The 17,940-nt window shown below is 71.0% G+C and carries 19 protein-coding genes; 9 read left to right on the top strand and 10 right to left on the bottom strand.

Annotated elements, in window-relative coordinates:
• Positions 1-233 precede the first annotated feature (233 nt).
• From ACZ9QC_RS16755 to ACZ9QC_RS16765, 3 genes are read left to right on the top strand one after another with little or no spacing between them, the layout of a single operon-like run.
• Positions 234-1,220, top strand: coding sequence for a hypothetical protein (locus ACZ9QC_RS16755; RefSeq protein WP_472920850.1), 987 nt, complete (start codon positions 234-236; stop codon positions 1,218-1,220).
• A complete protein-coding gene (locus ACZ9QC_RS16760; RefSeq protein WP_472920851.1) occupies positions 1,217-2,380 on the top strand; it encodes a S8 family peptidase in 1,164 nt (387 codons plus the stop codon). Before ACZ9QC_RS16755 ends, ACZ9QC_RS16760 begins: the two co-directional genes overlap by 4 nt.
• Positions 2,381-2,414: 34 nt before the next feature.
• The gene (locus ACZ9QC_RS16765) at positions 2,415-2,810 is read left to right on the top strand and encodes a TOBE domain-containing protein (protein ID WP_184904919.1); all 396 of its coding nucleotides are present in this window, start codon (positions 2,415-2,417) and stop codon (positions 2,808-2,810) included.
• Between the two features lie 39 nt (positions 2,811-2,849).
• On the opposite strand, the gene ACZ9QC_RS16770 is transcribed toward ACZ9QC_RS16765, so the two are convergent.
• Positions 2,850-3,836, bottom strand: coding sequence for a phosphotransferase enzyme family protein (locus tag ACZ9QC_RS16770; RefSeq protein WP_472920852.1), 987 nt, complete (start codon positions 3,834-3,836; stop codon positions 2,850-2,852).
• Between the two features lie 79 nt (positions 3,837-3,915).
• Positions 3,916-4,410, bottom strand: a complete 495-nt coding sequence (locus ACZ9QC_RS16775; RefSeq protein WP_472920853.1) for an ATP-binding protein — start codon at positions 4,408-4,410, stop codon at positions 3,916-3,918.
• Between the two features lie 385 nt (positions 4,411-4,795).
• Between ACZ9QC_RS16775 and ACZ9QC_RS16780 the strand changes: the two genes are divergently transcribed.
• Complete coding sequence (locus ACZ9QC_RS16780) at positions 4,796-5,578, top strand: transglutaminase domain-containing protein (RefSeq protein ID WP_472920854.1); 783 nt, start codon at positions 4,796-4,798, stop codon at positions 5,576-5,578.
• 69 nt (positions 5,579-5,647) lie between these two features.
• Here ACZ9QC_RS16780 and ACZ9QC_RS16785 read toward each other — a convergent pair whose 3' ends face one another.
• Positions 5,648-7,228, bottom strand: coding sequence for a HAMP domain-containing sensor histidine kinase (locus ACZ9QC_RS16785; RefSeq protein WP_472920855.1), 1,581 nt, complete (start codon positions 7,226-7,228; stop codon positions 5,648-5,650).
• A gap of 12 nt (positions 7,229-7,240) precedes the next feature.
• Complete coding sequence (locus ACZ9QC_RS16790; protein ID WP_472920856.1) at positions 7,241-7,990, bottom strand: response regulator transcription factor; 750 nt, start codon at positions 7,988-7,990, stop codon at positions 7,241-7,243.
• A gap of 292 nt (positions 7,991-8,282) precedes the next feature.
• Here ACZ9QC_RS16790 and ACZ9QC_RS16795 point away from each other — a divergent pair, with 292 nt between their 5' ends.
• Positions 8,283-9,563 (top strand): glycosyltransferase family 4 protein, encoded by a 1,281-nt coding sequence (locus ACZ9QC_RS16795; RefSeq protein ID WP_472921712.1) that lies wholly within the window; start codon positions 8,283-8,285, stop codon positions 9,561-9,563.
• 26 nt (positions 9,564-9,589) lie between these two features.
• Here ACZ9QC_RS16795 and ACZ9QC_RS16800 read toward each other — a convergent pair whose 3' ends face one another.
• The 4 genes from ACZ9QC_RS16800 to ACZ9QC_RS16815 form a co-directional block, all read right to left on the bottom strand.
• On the bottom strand, positions 9,590-10,216 hold the full coding sequence (locus ACZ9QC_RS16800; protein WP_472920857.1) for an FMN reductase: 627 nt from the start codon (positions 10,214-10,216) through the stop codon (positions 9,590-9,592).
• The gene (locus tag ACZ9QC_RS16805; protein ID WP_472921713.1) at positions 10,213-11,349 is read right to left on the bottom strand and encodes an LLM class flavin-dependent oxidoreductase; all 1,137 of its coding nucleotides are present in this window, start codon (positions 11,347-11,349) and stop codon (positions 10,213-10,215) included. Before ACZ9QC_RS16805 ends, ACZ9QC_RS16800 begins: the two co-directional genes overlap by 4 nt.
• Before the next feature lie 97 nt (positions 11,350-11,446).
• The gene (locus ACZ9QC_RS16810) at positions 11,447-11,635 is read right to left on the bottom strand and encodes a hypothetical protein (RefSeq protein ID WP_472920858.1); all 189 of its coding nucleotides are present in this window, start codon (positions 11,633-11,635) and stop codon (positions 11,447-11,449) included.
• On the bottom strand, positions 11,635-12,411 hold the full coding sequence (locus ACZ9QC_RS16815) for an SDR family NAD(P)-dependent oxidoreductase (RefSeq protein ID WP_230219383.1): 777 nt from the start codon (positions 12,409-12,411) through the stop codon (positions 11,635-11,637). Before ACZ9QC_RS16815 ends, ACZ9QC_RS16810 begins: the two co-directional genes overlap by 1 nt.
• Before the next feature lie 105 nt (positions 12,412-12,516).
• On the opposite strand from ACZ9QC_RS16815, the gene ACZ9QC_RS16820 reads away from it, so the two are divergent.
• Positions 12,517-12,960: an ester cyclase gene (locus tag ACZ9QC_RS16820; protein ID WP_472920859.1), complete on the top strand. Its 444-nt coding sequence runs from the start codon at positions 12,517-12,519 to the stop codon at positions 12,958-12,960.
• 64 nt (positions 12,961-13,024) lie between these two features.
• Here the strand turns inward: ACZ9QC_RS16820 and ACZ9QC_RS16825 are convergent, their stop codons facing one another.
• A complete protein-coding gene (locus tag ACZ9QC_RS16825; protein ID WP_472920860.1) occupies positions 13,025-13,360 on the bottom strand; it encodes a YnfA family protein in 336 nt (111 codons plus the stop codon).
• Between the two features lie 199 nt (positions 13,361-13,559).
• Here ACZ9QC_RS16825 and ACZ9QC_RS16830 point away from each other — a divergent pair, with 199 nt between their 5' ends.
• Positions 13,560-14,363, top strand: a complete 804-nt coding sequence (locus ACZ9QC_RS16830) for an LAGLIDADG family homing endonuclease (RefSeq protein ID WP_472920861.1) — start codon at positions 13,560-13,562, stop codon at positions 14,361-14,363.
• Positions 14,364-14,406: 43 nt separating this feature from the next.
• Here ACZ9QC_RS16830 and ACZ9QC_RS16835 read toward each other — a convergent pair whose 3' ends face one another.
• A complete protein-coding gene (locus ACZ9QC_RS16835) occupies positions 14,407-15,600 on the bottom strand; it encodes an RtcB family protein (protein ID WP_472920862.1) in 1,194 nt (397 codons plus the stop codon).
• Positions 15,601-15,803: 203 nt separating this feature from the next.
• Between ACZ9QC_RS16835 and ACZ9QC_RS16840 the strand changes: the two genes are divergently transcribed.
• Positions 15,804-16,727 (top strand): DUF3558 domain-containing protein, encoded by a 924-nt coding sequence (locus tag ACZ9QC_RS16840; protein WP_472920863.1) that lies wholly within the window; start codon positions 15,804-15,806, stop codon positions 16,725-16,727.
• Between the two features lie 193 nt (positions 16,728-16,920).
• The gene (locus tag ACZ9QC_RS16845; RefSeq protein ID WP_472920864.1) at positions 16,921-17,838 is read left to right on the top strand and encodes a hypothetical protein; all 918 of its coding nucleotides are present in this window, start codon (positions 16,921-16,923) and stop codon (positions 17,836-17,838) included.
• Positions 17,839-17,940: the final 102 nt, after the last annotated feature.

The following is a 17,940-nucleotide window of genomic DNA, read 5'->3' on the forward strand; positions in this document are numbered from 1 at the left end:
TGGGTGCCCGCACGACCCCTGATGGGGGCCGACGTCATTTCTCGACGCCGGTCGACTACCCGTCACCGTGGCTCTATATGATCGGCGTTCGCATGTACGGGGGCATGTGCGGGTGCAACTTCGGCGTTTTCGCCACGCGTTGCCGTGTTCGCGCCGTGTCGCGGCGTCGGCGCCGCCCACTCCCCCGTGCGTCGCGCGTCCTTCCGATGACACCGACGACGAGGAGAGGGGCCATGTCCTTCCCGACACCGCCCCAGCGGCCCGGCCCTGCCGCAGGCCATGGACAACCGCCCGGCCCCTACGGGCAGCACGGCCAGCCCCAACCGTACGGCCAACCGCCCCAGCAGGCGGCCTGGCCCCAGCAGCCCCCGGCCCAGGCACCCCACCCGGGCCAGGCGCCGCAGCCGCAGTACCCAGGTCACACACCGCCCCACCCCGCCCCGGTCCCGACCCCTCCCCCGGCCAAGGGCGGCGCGGCCCGTGGGTGTCTCGCCGGCGCCCTCGGGTTCTTCGGGCTGCTCGGCATGCTCGGCGGCGGCCTCCTGATCGGGCACGCGTACTCGAACGCCGCTCAGGACATTCCCAACCGCGACGGCTACGGCCCGACCATGTGGCGGAACGAGCCGGCGGACCAGCTCTTCCCCGAGGCCCTGGCCCCCCGGGTGAGCGCGACGACCACGAAGCCGGACGGCTCGCGGGCCACCTGGCACCGGATCGGCATATCCGAGGACACCGACTGCGCGAAGGGCCTCAACAAGGTCACCTCGGCCGCCGTCGCGAAGCTCGACTGCGAGGCGGTGCTGCGCGCCACGTACGTGGACCCCACGGGGAACACCGTCGGCACGGTCGCGCTGATCGTGCTGCCCGCCGGGGAGTCGGCGAAGGCGGAGATGACCGCGTTCTTCGAGAAGGACGAGGACAAGCTCGACCCCGAGGTCGGGGTCAGGGCGTTCACCGTGCCCGGCACCATCGCGGCGAAGTGGAGCGACGCGCGCAGCAACGGCGGGGCGGGGGTCGCCGTTCCGGAATCGTCGTTGCCGTACGTCGTCGTGGCCTCCACCGGCGCGGTCGACGGCCGTGAGGCGGGCCATCTGCCGGGCGAGTACGGCAGCCACAACTGGGACGCGGGCGACGACCGCGCCCCGTGGCGGGGCGCGGCGAAGGCCCTGTGCGAAGACGTCAGCTACCACCTCGGTGACCTTTTGCTGGAGACCTCATGAGCGGCACGACCATGCGGCGGACCGGCGTCCTCACGTCCACGGCGGCGCTGCTGCTCGCCACGGCGACCACGGGCACGGCGAGCGCGGCCGAGACCACCCCCCGGTCCTGGGAGTACCAGGCGCTGAAGCTGGGCACGGCACAGCAGGTCGCCCAGGGCGAGGGCGTCACCGTCGCGGTCCTCGACACCGGCGTGGACGCCGACCATCCCGCGCTGAAGGGGAAGGTGACCACGGGCCCCGACTACATCGGGGAGGGCTCCGACTCCGAGGAGGCGGACAACGAGGGCCGGCACGGCACGGCGATGGCCTCGGACGTCCTCAAGGTCGCCCCGAAGGCGAAGATCCTCTCCCTGCGGGTGACCGACGGGAGCGGCGAGCCGGGGTACAGCAAGGGCGGCAATCCCATCGCCCAGGGAATCGACTACGCGATCGAGCACGGGGCCGACGTGATCTCCATGTCGATCGGCGACCAGATGCTCGGCAACAGCTACGACGAGGACGAGACCGACGCCCTGGGCCGCGCGGCCCTGGCGGGCGTGCCGGTCCTCGCCTCGGCGGGCAACAACGGCGACCTCTTCAACGACGCCCAGTACCCGGCGGGTTACCCGGGCGTGATCGCGGTCGCCGCGCTCCAGCAGGACGGCACCCGGGCCGCGTTCTCCACCGTGCGGACGTACAACGCGGTCGCGGCGCCCGGCGTGGACATCATGAGCGCGAGCAACGGCGGCGGTTACGCGACGATCGACGGCACCTCACCCGCGACGGCGCTCGCCTCCGGTGTCGTCGCCCTGATGCTCTCCCGCAACGACAAGCTGACCCCGGCCCAGGTCAGGACGATCCTGACGACCACCGCCGGGCACGCCGCCCAGGGGCACAGCCCGCTGGACGGGTACGGCATCGTCGACGCGCCCGCCGCCGTCGAGGCCGCGGGGAAGCCGCCGGAGGACCGCACCGCGCCGGTGGCGTACAAGGGCGAGGAGCACCTCGGCACCCCGGACGGCACGTCGAAGACCAAGCACCCCGAGCTGGACTCGGAGCTGGTGACGATCGGGGGCGGCGCGGCGGCGGTCGGGCTGCTGATGGCCGTGGGGGCGGTGTTCGTCGGCCGGGCGGGCCGACGGCGTACGACGCCGGTCGCGGCCGGCGCCGGGGCGCGCTGAGCGTATTCCCGCCGGCCCGCATATCTTGGCGCCCATGCAGTCCTACACGATCGGGCAGGCCGCGCGGCTGCTCGGGGTCAGCCCCGACACCGCGCGGCGCTGGGCGGACGCGGGCCGGATGGCGACGCGACGCGACGAGAGCGGGCGTCGGCTCATCGACGGGAAGGACCTCGCGGCCTTCTCCGTACGCCTCGCCCGGGACGCCGCCGACGAGGCCGAGGTCCCGTACACGTCGGCGCGCAACGCCTTCTCCGGCATCGTCACCGCCGTGAAGCTCGGTGACGTGGCGGCCCAGGTCGAGATCCAGGCGGGTCCGCACCGCCTGGTCTCCCTGCTCACCCGGGAGGCCGTGGAGGAACTGGGCCTGGAGGTCGGCATGGAGGCCACGGCCCGGGTGAAGTCCACGAACGTCCACATCGACCGGACGTGAGCGCCGGCCCTCCGTCACGGAGGGCCGGTCCCCGCTCGGTCACCACTCGGGGGCAAGGGCGACCACCAGCCGGTCGACGGCCGCGGGATCCGGCAGCCTGCCCTCGGCCAGCAGCTCCACGACCTGTCCGCTCGCGAACTCCCGCTGTGCTGCGGTGACTTCCGGATCGATCGCGCACTCGGCCTGCACCCGCACATAGTTCAGCTCGGTCGCGAAGAGCATGGAGAACGACTCCACGCCCTTGATACGCCCGGGCCCTCCGGCCGCCACGTAGCCGCGCACCAGCCGCCGGGCGGACGCGGCGCGGAAGTCGTTCCCGCCGGCCCACACATGGACGGCCCGGGCGAGTTCCCGCTCCGCCGAGACGGGCCCGGCGTTGTCCCAGTCGAGGAGGGCGGGTCCGGCCGGCCCCACCAGCACGTTCTGCGGCCGCATGTCGAGATGCGAGGTCACGGTGTCGCCGCCCCCGGACGGGGTGACGTATGCCGCCAGCTCCTCCGCCCGAGTGGCCGCGAACCGCTCCAGCGCCGCCGCCCACGGCATCCCGGCCCGCCGTGCCGCCTCGCACACCCGAGCCCACTCCGCCGGCCCGGGACACCGCTCGTACCAGTCGTTCGGGGTCTCCCCGGTCCCCTCCCCGGCCCGGTGCAGCAGCGCGAGCGTCCGCCCGCACCAGGTGAGCAGCTCCGGGTCACGGGGGTCCGCCTCGCTCCCGTCCACCCAGCCGTACACCTTCACGTACGCCCCGCCCATCGACTCCGGGAGCCGTGACACATACGCCCCGTGGCGGTCCGCGAGGAAGCGTGGCGCCGAGATCCCCAGTCCCTCCGCCGCGTCGCGCAGCCCGGCCTCCCGAGCGACCTGCTCCTCGTCACACCCGAACAGCAACTCCTTGACCGCCCACACCCCGTCGCCCCCGGACAGCCGCCAGATCTGCCCCAGGGCTCCCCGGGCGACGGGCACCAACTCCCAGGCCCCGCCTCCCAGTCCGTACGCATCCGCTATGAACCCGGCCCTGCTCCGCATGCGGCCACCCTTCGTTCGGCCCCCGGCATGTAATACGCGAACGGGACCGGCCACAAACGGATTTGGCCGCGCGGGCGCTTTACCTGGTCAGGGAGGCGCTCGGTGCCGCCAGGTCGAACCAGACCGCCTTGCCGTCGGGGTGGACGAGGTGGCCGCCGTCCGGGAGGGCGGCGGCGGTGCCCCAGTGCCCTTCGGTGAGAGCGTCCACGAGGTAGAGCCCGCGTCCGCCCTCCTCCCAGCCGCCCGGCGTCAACTCCCGCATGACCGGCGGACTCTCGTCCCCGTCGAAGACGATCACGCGCACGCGCCAGGTCTCCACCGACAGCCAGAGAACCGATCCTCCCCCCTTGGCGTGCACACAGGCGTTCGTGACCAGTTCGGACGTGCACAGGGCGGCCGCGTCGACGAGGGTGTCGAGGCCGAGGGCGCGCAGGACGGTGGCGACGAAGTCGCGGGCGATGAGCGGGGAGGTGTCGAGGGACGGACAGAACAGGGTGTACGTCGTCGCCGCGGGCGAGGGCCAGGGGGCGGCACTGGGGAACGGGGCGCGGAGACTACGGGCGGTTTCGGTCACGGGTGATCAACTCCATTGCGACGAGAAGGGATTGCTCGCCTCCCTACCGCGTCTGTGGCTCCTCCTCGGGTGTCGACGGCCCGGGGCGCGCTGACGACTGGCGGCACAAACAAGTAACCCTGCGGCACAGCTGAGTAATGGTTCGAGCACTCTCCGTGAGCGCAGGAATGACCGTAGTCGGCCCGTTCACGCCGCCGCAATGGGGTCGGTGGAAGTACTACGAAAGCGCGTCGCCCTCGGCTGGGGAGCTCCGGCCCGACCCTCACCCTGAGTGGTTCGCGAGGCGGTCGGAGGGCCATGTGATGATGGGCGGGAGGGCGCCCGCAGGGGGCGGGCGGCGCTCCCGAGGGAGCGCGAACACCACGGGTACGGGGACGGAACTGTCATGACCAGTCGGTTGCTCATGTCCTACAACGCGCAGGTCAAACGGGCCGCGGTGACGGTGCGGGAGCCCACGGGCGTGCTCGGCTCCACCCGGGCCACGCAGATCCTGGACCACGACGACCCGCTGGTCGGGGCGGTCGCGCGCAGGGTGCTGAACGAGGCCACACCGCGTGACGCGCTGCGGACCGCGCACCGGATCATCGCCCGGGACGTACGGCCCGTGTACTCGGTGGAGGACCGCCGACCGGTGTCGCGGACGCTGCGGCTGCGGCGCGGCTCGTGCAGTCAGCGGATGGCGGCGCTGGAGGCGGTCGCGCGGGCGGTCCGGGTGCGGACGCGGGTGCGCGGGCTGCTGGTGGACGGGACCTTCTGGTATCCGCGGTTCCCTCGGCTGAAGCCGTTCGTGCCGGAGCAGGTCCTGCTGGCCTGGCCGGAGTTCAGGATCAGCGGCGCCTGGGTCCCCATCGGCGAACTCTTCGGCTTCCCCACCCCGGGCGGCGACGACGAGGGCTTCGCCAACAAGGGCGGGGAGACCCTCTTCGACGCGGTGGCCCGTACGGGCGTCCGCTGGGACGCCTGCGGCACCGAGGCCGGCACCGGATCCGGCACCGGATCCGGCACCGCCTGCGACCTCTCCGCCCGGGTCGTCGCCGACCTCGGCCACTTCGACGACCGCGACGAACTCTTCACCCGCCACGGCCAGACCCTGTGCTGGACGGCCCGCACCCTGAGCGAGCCGGTGCTCGGCCGCTGGAGCGCGGGAGCGACCCGCCCGGCGACCTGAACCACCGCCCCGGCCCGAGCCGCCCGCGCCCCGCCCACCTCGTCGCCCGTCGCACACCGGCACGTACCGTCAACCGGCCCGTCCCCCGCCCCGTCCCCCGGCGCCGCCGCCGGTCCCTCCGCCGTCGGCGACCCCTCGTACCGTGAAGCCGGTCACCAGCCCTCCGCCCTCGCGGCGGAAGGCGAACGGGGCGCCCTCGTGGGCGGCGGAGACGGCTCGGACGATCGAGAGGCCGAGGCCCGAACCGGGAAGGCTGCGGGCGTCGGGGGCCCGGTAGAAGCGGTCGAAGATGCGTTCGAGGTCGCAGTCGGGGACGCCGGGGCCCCGGTCGAGGACCTCGACGCGGACCACGTCCGAGGCGTGGCCGGGTCCGCCCGGACCGGCGAGCCCGCCCAGGTCGCCGTGGTCCCCCCGCTCACCCGGTCCGCCCAGCTCACCGAGGGCCCCCGCCGAGCCCCGGGCGACCACGACCTCGATCGTCCCCGAGCCGCCGCGGTCGAACTTGGCCGCGTTCTCCACCAGGTTGGAGATGGCCCGCTGCAGCGCCCCGGCCCTCCCCTCGACGGTCGTGTCCCCGGCCACCCGGACGACGATCTCGCGCCCGGTGCGCCGCCGCGCGGTCCCGGCGACGTCCTCCGCGAGGTCGGCCAACTGCACCCGCTGCACCGGCTCGGTGCTCGACTGCCCGGCCGCCAGGTCGACCAACTCGTTCACCAGGTCCGTCAGTTCGAGGGCCTCCTGGGAGAGGTCGTCGACGAGTTCCTCCCGTACCCGCGGCGGCAGCTCGTCGATGCGCCGGAGCAGGGAGATGTTGGTACGCAGGGACGTGAGGGGCGTGCGCAGTTCGTGTCCCGCGTCCTGGACCAGGCGCCGCTGGTCCTCCTCCGACTGTGCGAGCCGGACCAGCATGCGGTCGAAGGAGCGGCCCAGCCGGCCCACCTCGTCCCGGCCCGCGACCGGCACCTGGATGCCGAGGTGCCCGGTCCGGGCCACGTCCTCCGCCGCCCCCGCCAGCTGCACCAGCCGCCGGGTCTGCCGCCGCGCCAGCCACCACCCGAACAGCCCGGCCGAGATGACGACACCGGAGACGAACAGCAGGGTCCGCTGCTGCAACTCCCGCAGCAGGTCCTCCGTGTCGCTGAACTCCTGCGCGACCTGCACCGCGCCCCGGCCGCCGCCGAGCGCGACGGTCACCACCCGGTAGCGGTCGTTGCCGACCTCGACCTCGCCGTGCTCGACCGTCACCCCCGCCAGGGCCGCGTCGGCCGTACGGCGGTCGGCGTCACGGACGGGCAGGCCGGGGGCGCCCTTGTCGAGGATCTCCCCGTGCGGGCCGAGCACCTGGACGTCCGTCCGGCCGGAGCGGTTCAGGTCGTCGCGGGGGCCACCGCTGTCGCTCGGCGCGAAGTCCTCCGGCGTCAGCGGGTCCTGCTCCACCAGCTCCCGCAGATCACGCACGACCTCGGCGAACACGGTCTGCTCGTCCACCCGCACCAGCCGCGCCGCCGCGCTGTAGCTGAGGATCCCGACGAGGACGGTGACGACACACGCCACCGCCACGAACGACACGGTGAACGTGGCCCGCAGCGAGGGAACCGGACGCAGCCGGGAGAGCAGCCGGGACACCCGGACGCCACGGAGCGGCGGCATCGCGCGCCGCACTCAGTCTTCCCGCAGCGCGTACCCCACACCCCGCACGGTGTGGATCAGCGCCGGTGCCCCGGGCTCGTCGAGCTTGCGGCGCAGATAACCGACGTAGACGGCGAGGTTCTTGGAGCCGGGACCGAAGTCGTAGCCCCAGATCCGGTCGTAGATGGTCGCGTGGTCGAGGACGATGCCGGCGTTGCGGACCAGCAGTTCGAGCAGGTCGAACTCGGTCCGGGTCAGCTCCAGCTCCCGCGCCCCCCGCCACGCCCGCCGCGCCTGCACGTCCATGCGCAGCCCGGCGGCCGTGAGGAGCCCACCGGACTCCGGGGCCGCGGCCGGCGCCTGGGCCGCGGCCGCCGACGACGGCGCCGGGGCCGGAGCCGCGAACCCGTCCGAACCGCCCGTGCGCCGCAGCAGCGCCCGCAATCGCGCGAACACCTCTTCGACGTCGAACGGTTTGACGACGTAGTCGTCCGCTCCGGCGTCGAGGCCGGCGATCCGGTCTGCGGTCTCCACGAGCGCGGTGAGCATCAGGATCGGCGTCCTGTCACCCTCCGCGCGCAGCACCCGGCAGACCTGGAGGCCGTCTATGCCGGGCATCATCACATCGAGCACGAGCACGTCGGGCCGGTTGCGGTGCGCCTGGGCGAGCGCCTCGACGCCGTCGGCGACCGCCGTGACCTCGTACCCCTCCAGGGTCAGCGCGCGTTCCAGGGCATGGCGGATGGCGCGGTCGTCCTCGGCGAGCAGCACGTTCTGGGGCACCCCACCAGTCTGCCAAGGTCACGGGCGCCCACCACCTCGTCGGAGGCGCCGGACCGCCCTTCTTACCGGCCTCTCACCCCGTCCCGGCGTCCGGCTTACTCCCCGGGAGCAGCGTGTCCGTGTGACACCCCGCCGCACGGGAACCCGGGCAGAGCGAGCAGATGGAGTACAAAGGGTCCGAACCAGCCAAACCAGCACCACCGACCACAACATCGGACAACAACACCACCTCCGCACAACTGCGTCACCGCACCGCTCACGCCGTCGGGAAGGTAGAGCCTTGAGCCGCCGCATGAAGATCGTGTTCCTGCTGCACAACGCGTACGCCATCGGCGGCACCGTCCGTACGACGCTGAACCTGGCGTCGGCGCTCGCGGACCACCACGACGTGGAGATCGCCTCGATGGCCCGTCACCTGGAGGAACCCCGCTTCAAGGTCGATCCGCGGGTCACGCTCGTCCCCTTGGTGGACATCCGTCCCTACAGCCCCGACCTGCGCGATCCGGCCCAGGCGCAGCCCGCGACGGACTTCCCGGCCGAGGACAAGCGGCACCGCCAGTACAGCCGCCTCACCGACCTCCGGGTCCGCAAGTACCTGGCCCGCTGCGACGCGGACGTCGTCATCGGCACCCGTCCCGGCATCAACGTCTACGTCGCCCGCTTCGCGCCCCGCCGCGCCCTGCGCATCGCCCAGGAACACCTGCGCCACGACGCCCACTCCAAGCAGCTCCGCAAGGTCCTCGCCCGCCACTACCGCACCCTGGACGCGGTCGTCACGACCACGCGGGCGGACGCGGCGGTGTACCGCGCACGGATGAAACTGCCCGGCGTACGGGTGATGTCGGTGCCCAACATCGTCCCGGAGGCCCAGGTCGCCCCGTCGGACGTCACGGCCCCCGTCATCGCGGCCGCCGGCCGCCTCGCCCGCGGCAAACGCTTCGACCTGCTGCTGGAGGCGTTCGCGAGGGTCGCCTCGAAGGAACCGGACTGGCAGCTGCGCATCTACGGCGGCGGCAAGCAGCAGGAGCGCCTGGAGACCCTCGTCCAGGAGCTCCGTCTCGCCGACAGGGCCCATCTGATGGGCCCGCACACCCCCATCGAGGAGGAGTTCGCGCGGGCCTCCATCGTGGTCAGCGCCTCCGACGCGGAATCCTTCGGCATGACGCTCGTCGAGGCGATGCGCTGCGGGGTCCCGGTCGTCAGCACCGACTGCCCGCTGGGCCCCGCCGAGATCATCACCGACGGCGTCGACGGCCGCCTCGTCCCGGTCGACGACCCGCACGCCCTGGCCGAAGCCATCCTCGACCTCACCGCGGACCCGTCCCTCCGCCGCGCCATGGGCCGAGCGGCCCTGGCGAGCGCCCACCGCTACGACCCGGCCCCCATCGTCACCAAGTACGAACTCCTCTTCACGGACCTGCGCGAAACGCGGCTCCAGCGCACCTGGGAACGGGGCTCGACGAGGGCGAAGGCCTGGCTACGGCGAAAGGTCCGTACGTGGAAGAGGGCCACACCCGTGCCCTTCAGGGGCGCGGGGAACTGCGCGAGCAACCACAACCAGCGCGCGGCCTGACTCCGACCGCCCCCCAACGGCGCATCTCAGCCCCGAAGCGCCGCCAACTGCTCCTCGAAGGGAACAACAACGAACCCCTCGGTGCCGGTCGCGGTAGCGGGGCCGGTCTCACGCTCGACCGGCGGAGCCACCCGCCGGGAGAGCCCAGCCATCAACCCGGCCAACTCGGACGCCGCCCGCTCGATCCGCCCGGCCAACCCCTCCGCGCCCCAGTCCTCGGACGCGGCGTACACCCCGGTGGGCACCACGACGGCCCGCAGGTACGCGAACAACGGCCGCAACGCGTGCTCCAGCACCAGCGAATGCCGGGCCGACCCCCCGGTCGCGGCGATCAGCACCGGCTTCCCGGCCAGCGCGTCCCGGTCCAGCACGTCGAAGAAGGACTTGAACAGCCCGCTGTAGGAGGCGGAGAACACCGGCGTGACGACCACGAGCCCGTCGGCCCCCGCCACCGCGTCCGACGCGGCGGCGAGCTTCCGGCCCGGGAACCCGTTGGTGAAGTTGTGCGCGATCTCGACCGCGAGGTCCCGCAGTTCGACGACCTGGACCTCGACGGACGCGTCCTGCCCGACCACGGCGGCGGCGAGCCGGTCGCCCAACAGCCGCGTGGACGAGGGCACACTCAGCCCCGCCGAGACGACGACGAGCTTCACGACACACTCTCCTTCTTCTCCGCGTCCTTGTTCTCCGCGTCCCGCTGGTCGGCGTCCCGCTTCCCCGCCGCGGCCAGCAGCGACCCGTGGGTCGGCGCGTCCGGCACGTCCGCCGGCCGCCCCTTCGCGAACTCCTCCCGCAGCACCGGCACGACCTCCTCGCCGAGCATGTCGAGCTGCTCCAGCACGGTCTTCAGGGGCAGCCCCGCGTGGTCGATCAGGAACAGCTGCCGCTGGTAGTCACCGGCGTACTCGCGGAACGCCAGCGTCTTCTCGATCACCTGCTGCGGCGAGCCGACGGTGAGCGGCGTCTGGTCGGCGAAGTCCTCCAGGGAGGGCCCGTTGCCGTAGACCGGCGCGACGTCGAAGTACGGCCGGAACTCCCGGACCGCGTCCTGCGAGTTCTTCCGCATGAAGACCTGCCCGCCGAGACCGACGATCGCCTGCTCGGGCGTGCCGTGCCCGTAGTGCGCGTACCGCTGCCGGTACAGCTCGACCATCCGCTTGGTGTGGTCGGCCGGCCAGAAGATGTTGTTGTGGAAGAACCCGTCGCCGTAGTACGCGGCCTGCTCGGCGATCTCGGGCGAGCGGATGGAGCCGTGCCAGACGAACGGCGGTACGTCGTCCAGCGGGCGGGGCGTGGAGGTGAAGCCCTGGAGCGGCGTGCGGAACTTGCCCTCCCAGGTGACGACGTCCTCGCGCCACAGCCGGCGCAGCAGTGCGTAGTTCTCGACGGCGAGGTTGATGCCCTGCCGGATGTCCTGCCCGAACCACGGGTAGACCGGCCCGGTGTTCCCGCGCCCCATCATCAGGTCCACGCGCCCGTCGGCCAGGTGCTGGAGCATCGCGAAGTCTTCGGCGATCTTCACCGGGTCGTTGGTGGTGATGAGGGTGGTGGAGGTGGAGAGGATCAGCTTCTCGGTGCGCGCGGCGACGTAGCCGAGCATCGTGGTCGGCGACGACGGCACGAACGGCGGGTTGTGGTGCTCACCGGTGGCGAAGACGTCGAGGCCGACCTCCTCCGCCTTCAGCGCGATCGCGACCATCGCCTTGATGCGCTCGCGCTCGGTCGGCGTCCGGCCCGTGGTGGGGTCCGGCGTCACATCACCGACGCTGAAGATCCCGAACTGCATCATCGCTGCCACCCTCCAGGTTGTTTACGATTCAACTATACCCCTGAACGTGTGCCCTCTCTCCTCTATTCCTGAGCTGCCGGCGGCGGTCCTGTCGCTACTTCGCGTGCAGGACCGCGTAGATCATCACGAAGGCGACGATGTGGATGCCGAAGAGGAAGTACCCGAGGTACCACCACACGTACCGCTCGTTCCTCTTCTCCTCCGCGAGCCGGCGCTTCTCGGGCGTCAGGTCGCCGTCGGGAGTCAGGTCGCCGTCGGGAGTCGGGGCACCCTCGATCGCCATCACAGCTCCCGGTGGACCTTGGTGTTGGAGGCCTGCGCGCGCGGGCGCAGGACGAGCAGGTCGACGTTGACATGGCTGGGCCGGGTGACCGCCCAGGTGATCGTGTCGGCGACGTCGTCGGCGGTCAGGGGCTCGGCGACGCCCTCGTAGACGCGCGCCGCCTTCGCCTCGTCGCCGCCGAAGCGGGTCAGCGCGAACTCGTCCGTCTTGACCATGCCGGGCGCGACCTCGATCACCCGCACCGGCGTCCCCACGATCTCCAGCCGCAACGTCTCCGCGAGGACGTGCGCGCCGTGCTTGGCAGCGACATAGCCCGCACCGCCCTCGTACGTCCCGTGCCCGGCCGTCGACGACACCACGACCACCGTGCCGTCACCGCTCGCGGTCAGCGCGGGCAGCAGGGCCTGGGTGACATGGAGCGTGCCGATGACGTTCGTCTCGTACATCGTGCGCCAGTCGGCCGGATCACCGGTGGCCACCGGGTCGGCGCCGAGCGCGCCACCCGCGTTGTTGACCAGCACGCCGATCGTCCTGAACGCGGTCGCGAACTCGTCCACCGCCGCGCGGTCCGTGACGTCCAGGGCGTACGCCGTGGCCTGCCCGCCGCCCTGGTTGATCTCCTCGGCCAGCGCCTCGATGCGGTCCTTGCGCCGCGCGGTGAGCACGACCCGGTACCCGGCCGCCGCGAGCTGCCGGGCCGTGGCGGCGCCGATCCCGCTGCTCGCCCCGGTGACGACGGCGATGCGGGAGGCGGCGGACGGTACGGCGGTGGCCATGAGCTGCTCCTGGGGCGGTGCGAATCGAACGTCGGTCTCTGCCCGGCCAGGATAGGCGGGCGGTGGGACAATGAGAGAGGTGATCCCCGGTACAGGAGGTGGATCATGGGACAGGCGCGCGAGCTGATGGACCAGCTCACCGAGGCGCTCACCACGCACCAGGACCCCAAGACCGTCGGGAACCTCTTCGCGGAGGACGCGGTCGCCCACACGCCCGACGGTGGAGAACTCCACGGCCGGGACGCCATCGCCGAGTACTGGCGGCAGATGACCGACGCCGTGCCCGAGGCGAGGTTCGAGTCGCTCTCCTCCTTCGAGGTCGGCGACACCGCCATCGACGAGGGCATCTACAGCGGCACCAACACCGGCCCGCTGGCGTTCCCCGACGGTACGTCCATCCCCGCCACCCACCGGAACATCAGGATCCGCGGCGTGGACTTCGCCACCGTCCGGGACGGCCAGATCACCAGCTACCGGCTCTACTTCGACCAGCTGGAATTCCTGAACCAACTCGGCCTCCTGCCGGAGGAGCTGGCACAGCCGTCCTGACCGACAGCCGTCCTGACCGACGGCCGCCCTAATCGACAGCCGTCGTAGGCGACGACAGCCGCCGTCACCCCCCGCGCGGCGCGTACATGATCACGGCCATGCCCGCGAGGCAGATCAGCGCGCCCGTCACGTCCCAGCGGTCGGGCCGGTAGCCGTCCGCGACCATCCCCCAGGCGATCGACCCGGCGACGAAGATCCCCCCGTACGCGGCGAGGATCCGCCCGAAGTGCGCGTCCGGCTGGAACGTCGCCACGAACCCGTACGCCCCCAGCGCCACGACCCCGGCCCCGACCCACACCCACCCCCGGTGCTCCCGCACCCCTTGCCACACCAGCCAGGCCCCACCGATCTCGAACAACGCGGCCAGCACGAAGAGGGCGGCGGAGCGGGCGATCACCATGCCAGTAGCTTCGCACGGCCATAACTCACAAGGGTGAACCCTCTCGATCACTCACACGCCGCCCGAACTCCCGACCTAGGCTCGCGCCACAACATCAACACGACGGCCCTCGGCCGGGCGGCATCCCGGACCGAGGGCCTGACCAGCACGGAAGTGGAGCTTCCCTGTGGCTGAATGCGAGCCTAACGCTACGGAGTTCATGGACCTCACGGTCCCCGCGTACGCGTACATGTTCGGCTTCTTGCAGATGGACGGGCATCTGGCCAAGGGACTGGGCCAGAAGGGGCGTCTCACAGTCGAAATCACCGCTCAAGACGTCGAACTCCTACGGCGGTTCCAGAAGCTGACGCCGTACTACAGCAGTATCACCGAGCGGGTACGTTCCACGAACTTCGCCGAAACCCACAGTTCAGTCACGTGGAGCTTGTGCTCCCTCGAAGCCAGAACCCGTCTCAACGACCTCGGCCTGCCCTATGGCCGCAAGTCGACGACGGTGTCCCCGCCTCGCGGTGAGTTCTCGCGTCTCGACTACCTTCGAGGCGTGATCGACGCCGACGGCTCGGTCGGATATACAGCCAAGGGTTTCCCCTTCATCTCCCTCACCACGACCAGCACGGCCATCGGCACGTACCTGTGCCAGTACGCGAAAGAGATCACAGGCGCCGAACGAACCCTCAAGCGCAACATTCGGGACAGCATCTACAACATCCTGTACACCATGGAGTTGGCCCAGCGACTGGCCGCCCACCTCTACTACCCTGGCTGCCTGGCCCTGCAGCGCAAACACAACGTCGCCGACTCACTCGCATCCTGGGAACGCCCTGTGGGCATGAGGGCGGCCTACACGAAACGCCCCTGGGGTCGGCACGAAGACCGGATCCTGCTGGAACTGAGCAGTCCGAAGGCAGCAGGCGAGAGACTCGGAAGGACCGCCCAGAGCTGTAGTCTGCGCCTCTGGCGCCTGCGTACTGGTCAAGTTCCGCTACCGGCCAGCGAACAGTGAGCCAAGGGCCCGAGCCAACGAAGGCTCGGGCCCCTCGCGTAGTTCAACCCTTCACACACACGACCTGCTTCAGCTTCGCCACGACCTGCACGAGGTCGCGCTGCTGGTCGATGACCTGCTCGATCGGCTTGTAGGCACCAGGGATCTCGTCGACGACACCGGAGTCCTTACGGCACTCCACGCCTCGCGTCTGCTCTTCCAGGTCTTTCGTGGAGAAGCGACGCTTGGCTGCGTTGCGGCTCATGCGCCGACCGGCGCCGTGCGAGGCCGAGTTGAACGCCTTCTCATTACCGAGCCCCTTGACGATGTACGTGGCCGTCCCCATGGAGCCCGGAATGATCCCCAGGTCACCGGCCCCCGCCCTGATTGCACCTTTGCGGGTCACGAGCAGGTCCATGCCCTCGTATCGTTCCTCAGCCACATAGTTGTGGTGGCAGCTGACCTCCATCTCGAAGGTCGGCCTGGCCTTCTTGAATTCCTTGCGGATCACGTCCTTGAGGAGCGCCATCATGATCGAGCGGTTGTACTTCGCGTACTCCTGAGCCCAGTAGAGGTCGTGGCGGTAAGCCGCCATCTGCTGAGTGTCCGAGACGAAGACGGCAAGGTCACGGTCGACCAGGCCCTGATTGTGCGGAAGCGTCTGGGCCACACCGATGTGATGCTCGGCCAGTTCCTTGCCGATGTTCCGAGATCCGGAGTGGAGTGTGAGCCAGACAGCACCCTCAGTATCGAATGAGACTTCAAGGTGATGATTTCCCGCTCCAAGCGTCCCCATCTGCAGAGCCGCCCGATCCCGCCGGAACTTCACCGCGTCGGCGATCCCGTCGAACCGCCCCCAGAACCCGTCCCACCCGCCGGCGGTGAAGCCGTGCAGGGTGGCCGGGTCGACGGGGGCGTCGTGCATCCCCCGGCCCACCGGGATCGCCTGCTCGATCTTCGACCGCAGGCGCGAGAGGTCCCCCGGCAGGTCGTTCGCCGTCAGGGACGTCTTCACCGCCGACATCCCGCAGCCGATGTCCACCCCCACCGCCGCCGGACACACGGCCCCCCGCATGGCGATGACGGACCCGACCGTCGCGCCCTTGCCGTAGTGCACGTCGGGCATGACGGCGAGGCCCTTGATCCAGGGGAGCGTGGCGACGTTGCGCAGCTGCTGGAGCGCCCCCTCCTCCACCGACGCGGGGTCGGTCCACATGCGGATGGGCACCTTCGCGCCCGGTATCTCGACATACGACATTTCGCCCTCATTCCCCCGGAAAACCGTTCAAGTTCACAGAACGCAAAACCGTCGCCAAGGTCTACGAAAGGGATGCCGGACCGGCGTTCACAGCAGTGCGTGCGATACACATGGTGCCCGGGGGTCACCCCCGGGCGGCAAGTGAATAACCACAGGCAGAACTGCGCAGGCGTCCCGAGGGACCCGTCGAGAGGAGCCCCACCGTGCAGCGGAAGGCGTACGTACCCGGCGTCGCCGTGCTCCTCGCGGCAGTGCTGGCCGCGTGCACGGGATCGAGCGACGACGCCTCCCCCGACGACCCCCGCCCGGGCGAGGCCACCACCTCGGCCACCGTCGCCCAGCCCGGCCGTTACGACACGCTCCCGGAACCCTGCGGCTCGGTCGGCCAGGACGCCCTCGACACCCTCCTGCCCGGCATCGGGCAACTCCCCGACGCCGCCCAGCGCGAGCAGGCGTACGAGGGCGACGCGACCCAGACGTACGACACGGACCGCAAGGCCGGCTGCCGCTGGAAGGTGGAGTCCGGGGACGCCACCCACTATCTCTTCGTCGACTTCGAGCGGATCGGGTCGTACCAGAACGCGGTCAGCGACGACAGCAAGGCGCAGGAGGTGTACGGCGGGAAGGTCGAGGCGGCCGACCTGCCGGAGCCAACCCCGACCGTCCCGGACGGGGACGACGACGGGACCGACGAGGAGACGGACGAGCCGGAGGGGACGGGGACGACGGGGGACGGCACCGAGGAGGCGTCGGCGAACCCCTCGGCCTCCGCGTCCGGCTCGGCATCCCCTTCCTCCGGCTCATCGAACACGTCGAACACCGCTGGTTCATCCGGTTCGTCGGGTTCGTCGGGAACCGCCGGATCCGCCACTCCCTCCACCTCCGGGACCCCCGCCTCCCTCCAGCCGCGCACGCTGGACGGTCTCGGCGACGAGGCCTTCCTCGACGACGCGCTCGGCACGAGTGGGCAGCGCACGGTGACTGTGGTGTTCCGCACGTCGAACGTGATCGTGACGGTGGAGTACGAGGAGCAGCCGGCGACCACGACGGCGGTGCCGGACAGCGAGGAAATGCAGGACAGGGCCCGGAATCTGGCGGAACGGCTGGCGGAGGCGTTCGACGACTGAGCGGCGTTCGGGGGTGGTTCGGGCCCACACGTGAACCACCCGAACCAGAACCGCACTTCTTCTTCACCGCGTACGGTGGCCTCTCGGAGAACCAATCCACAGGTGTCCGAATGTCTCCGATTGTGAAGGAACCATGCAACGAGCCGCAGAGTCAGATCAGCATCAGTCGCCGCGCGTCGCGCCTTCGGTGCGGGTGACGCGAGTCGGACGGCGTGGGCGTCCGGGCCGGGCCCGGGTCCTCGCGGGCGCGGCGGTCGTGCCGGTGATGCTGCTGGCGGTCGGCTGCTCGTCGGACTCCGGCTCCGACGGCGCCTCCGGTGACGAGACGCCGGCGGGCGCGAACCAGTCGGTGAAGGAGAGCGCCACGCCGGAGGTCGTCGCGGCGAAGTACGCGGTGCTGCCGGACGCGTGCGAGGTGTTCCCCGCCAAGACGCTGAAGTCGGTGGTGCCGCAGGGCGTGAAGTCCGGCAAGGCGATCAACAAGGCCGAGGCGAACGTGAGCGGCGACTGCCGCTGGATCAGCCTCGACAACAACGGTGTGGACGGCTCCCAGTACCGCTGGCTGAGCGTCTCCCTGCACCTGCTGGCGTCGGACGCGGCGAACGGTCCGGGCGAGGACCGCGCGGCCAAGGCGATGGAGTCGAAGGTGGCCGCGGCGAAGGCCGTGGACGGGGCGAAGAACGTCAAGACGGAGCCGGCGACGGGTCTGGGCGACCAGGCGACGGTGGTCAAGTACGACCTGAAGAAGGACGGCGACACCTTCAAGCAGCAGACGGTCGTGGTGCGCACGGAGAACGTGGTCATCACGCTCGACTACAACGGCGCCGGTCTGGCCGGTGAGAAGACACCGGACGCGGCCGCGCTGCTGAAGTCCGCGAAGTCCGCCGTCGAGGACGTCGTGGAGGCGGTCGAGGACGCGAACGACGGTTCGGACGCGTCGCCGTCGTCGTCGCCTTCGAAGAGCGCTTCGAAGGCACCGTCGGACGGCGGGACGAAGGCGTCGTCGTCGGGCGGTTCCGGAGCGGACATCAGTTCGGACGCGGACGGTGGCTCGGATTCCGATTCGGACTCGGGTTCGTCCACCTCCGGCAGCCGGAAGAGCAAGTCGTAGCCGCCGTTCACCTGGCAGTTCGCCGGAGCCCGGTCCCCGCGGGGGCCGGGCTCGTTGCCATCCGGCAACCCGTTTGCCGTACACATGTGCCACTCTGTTGCG

It is taken from the genome of Streptomyces sp. HUAS MS02, from assembly GCF_055702265.1.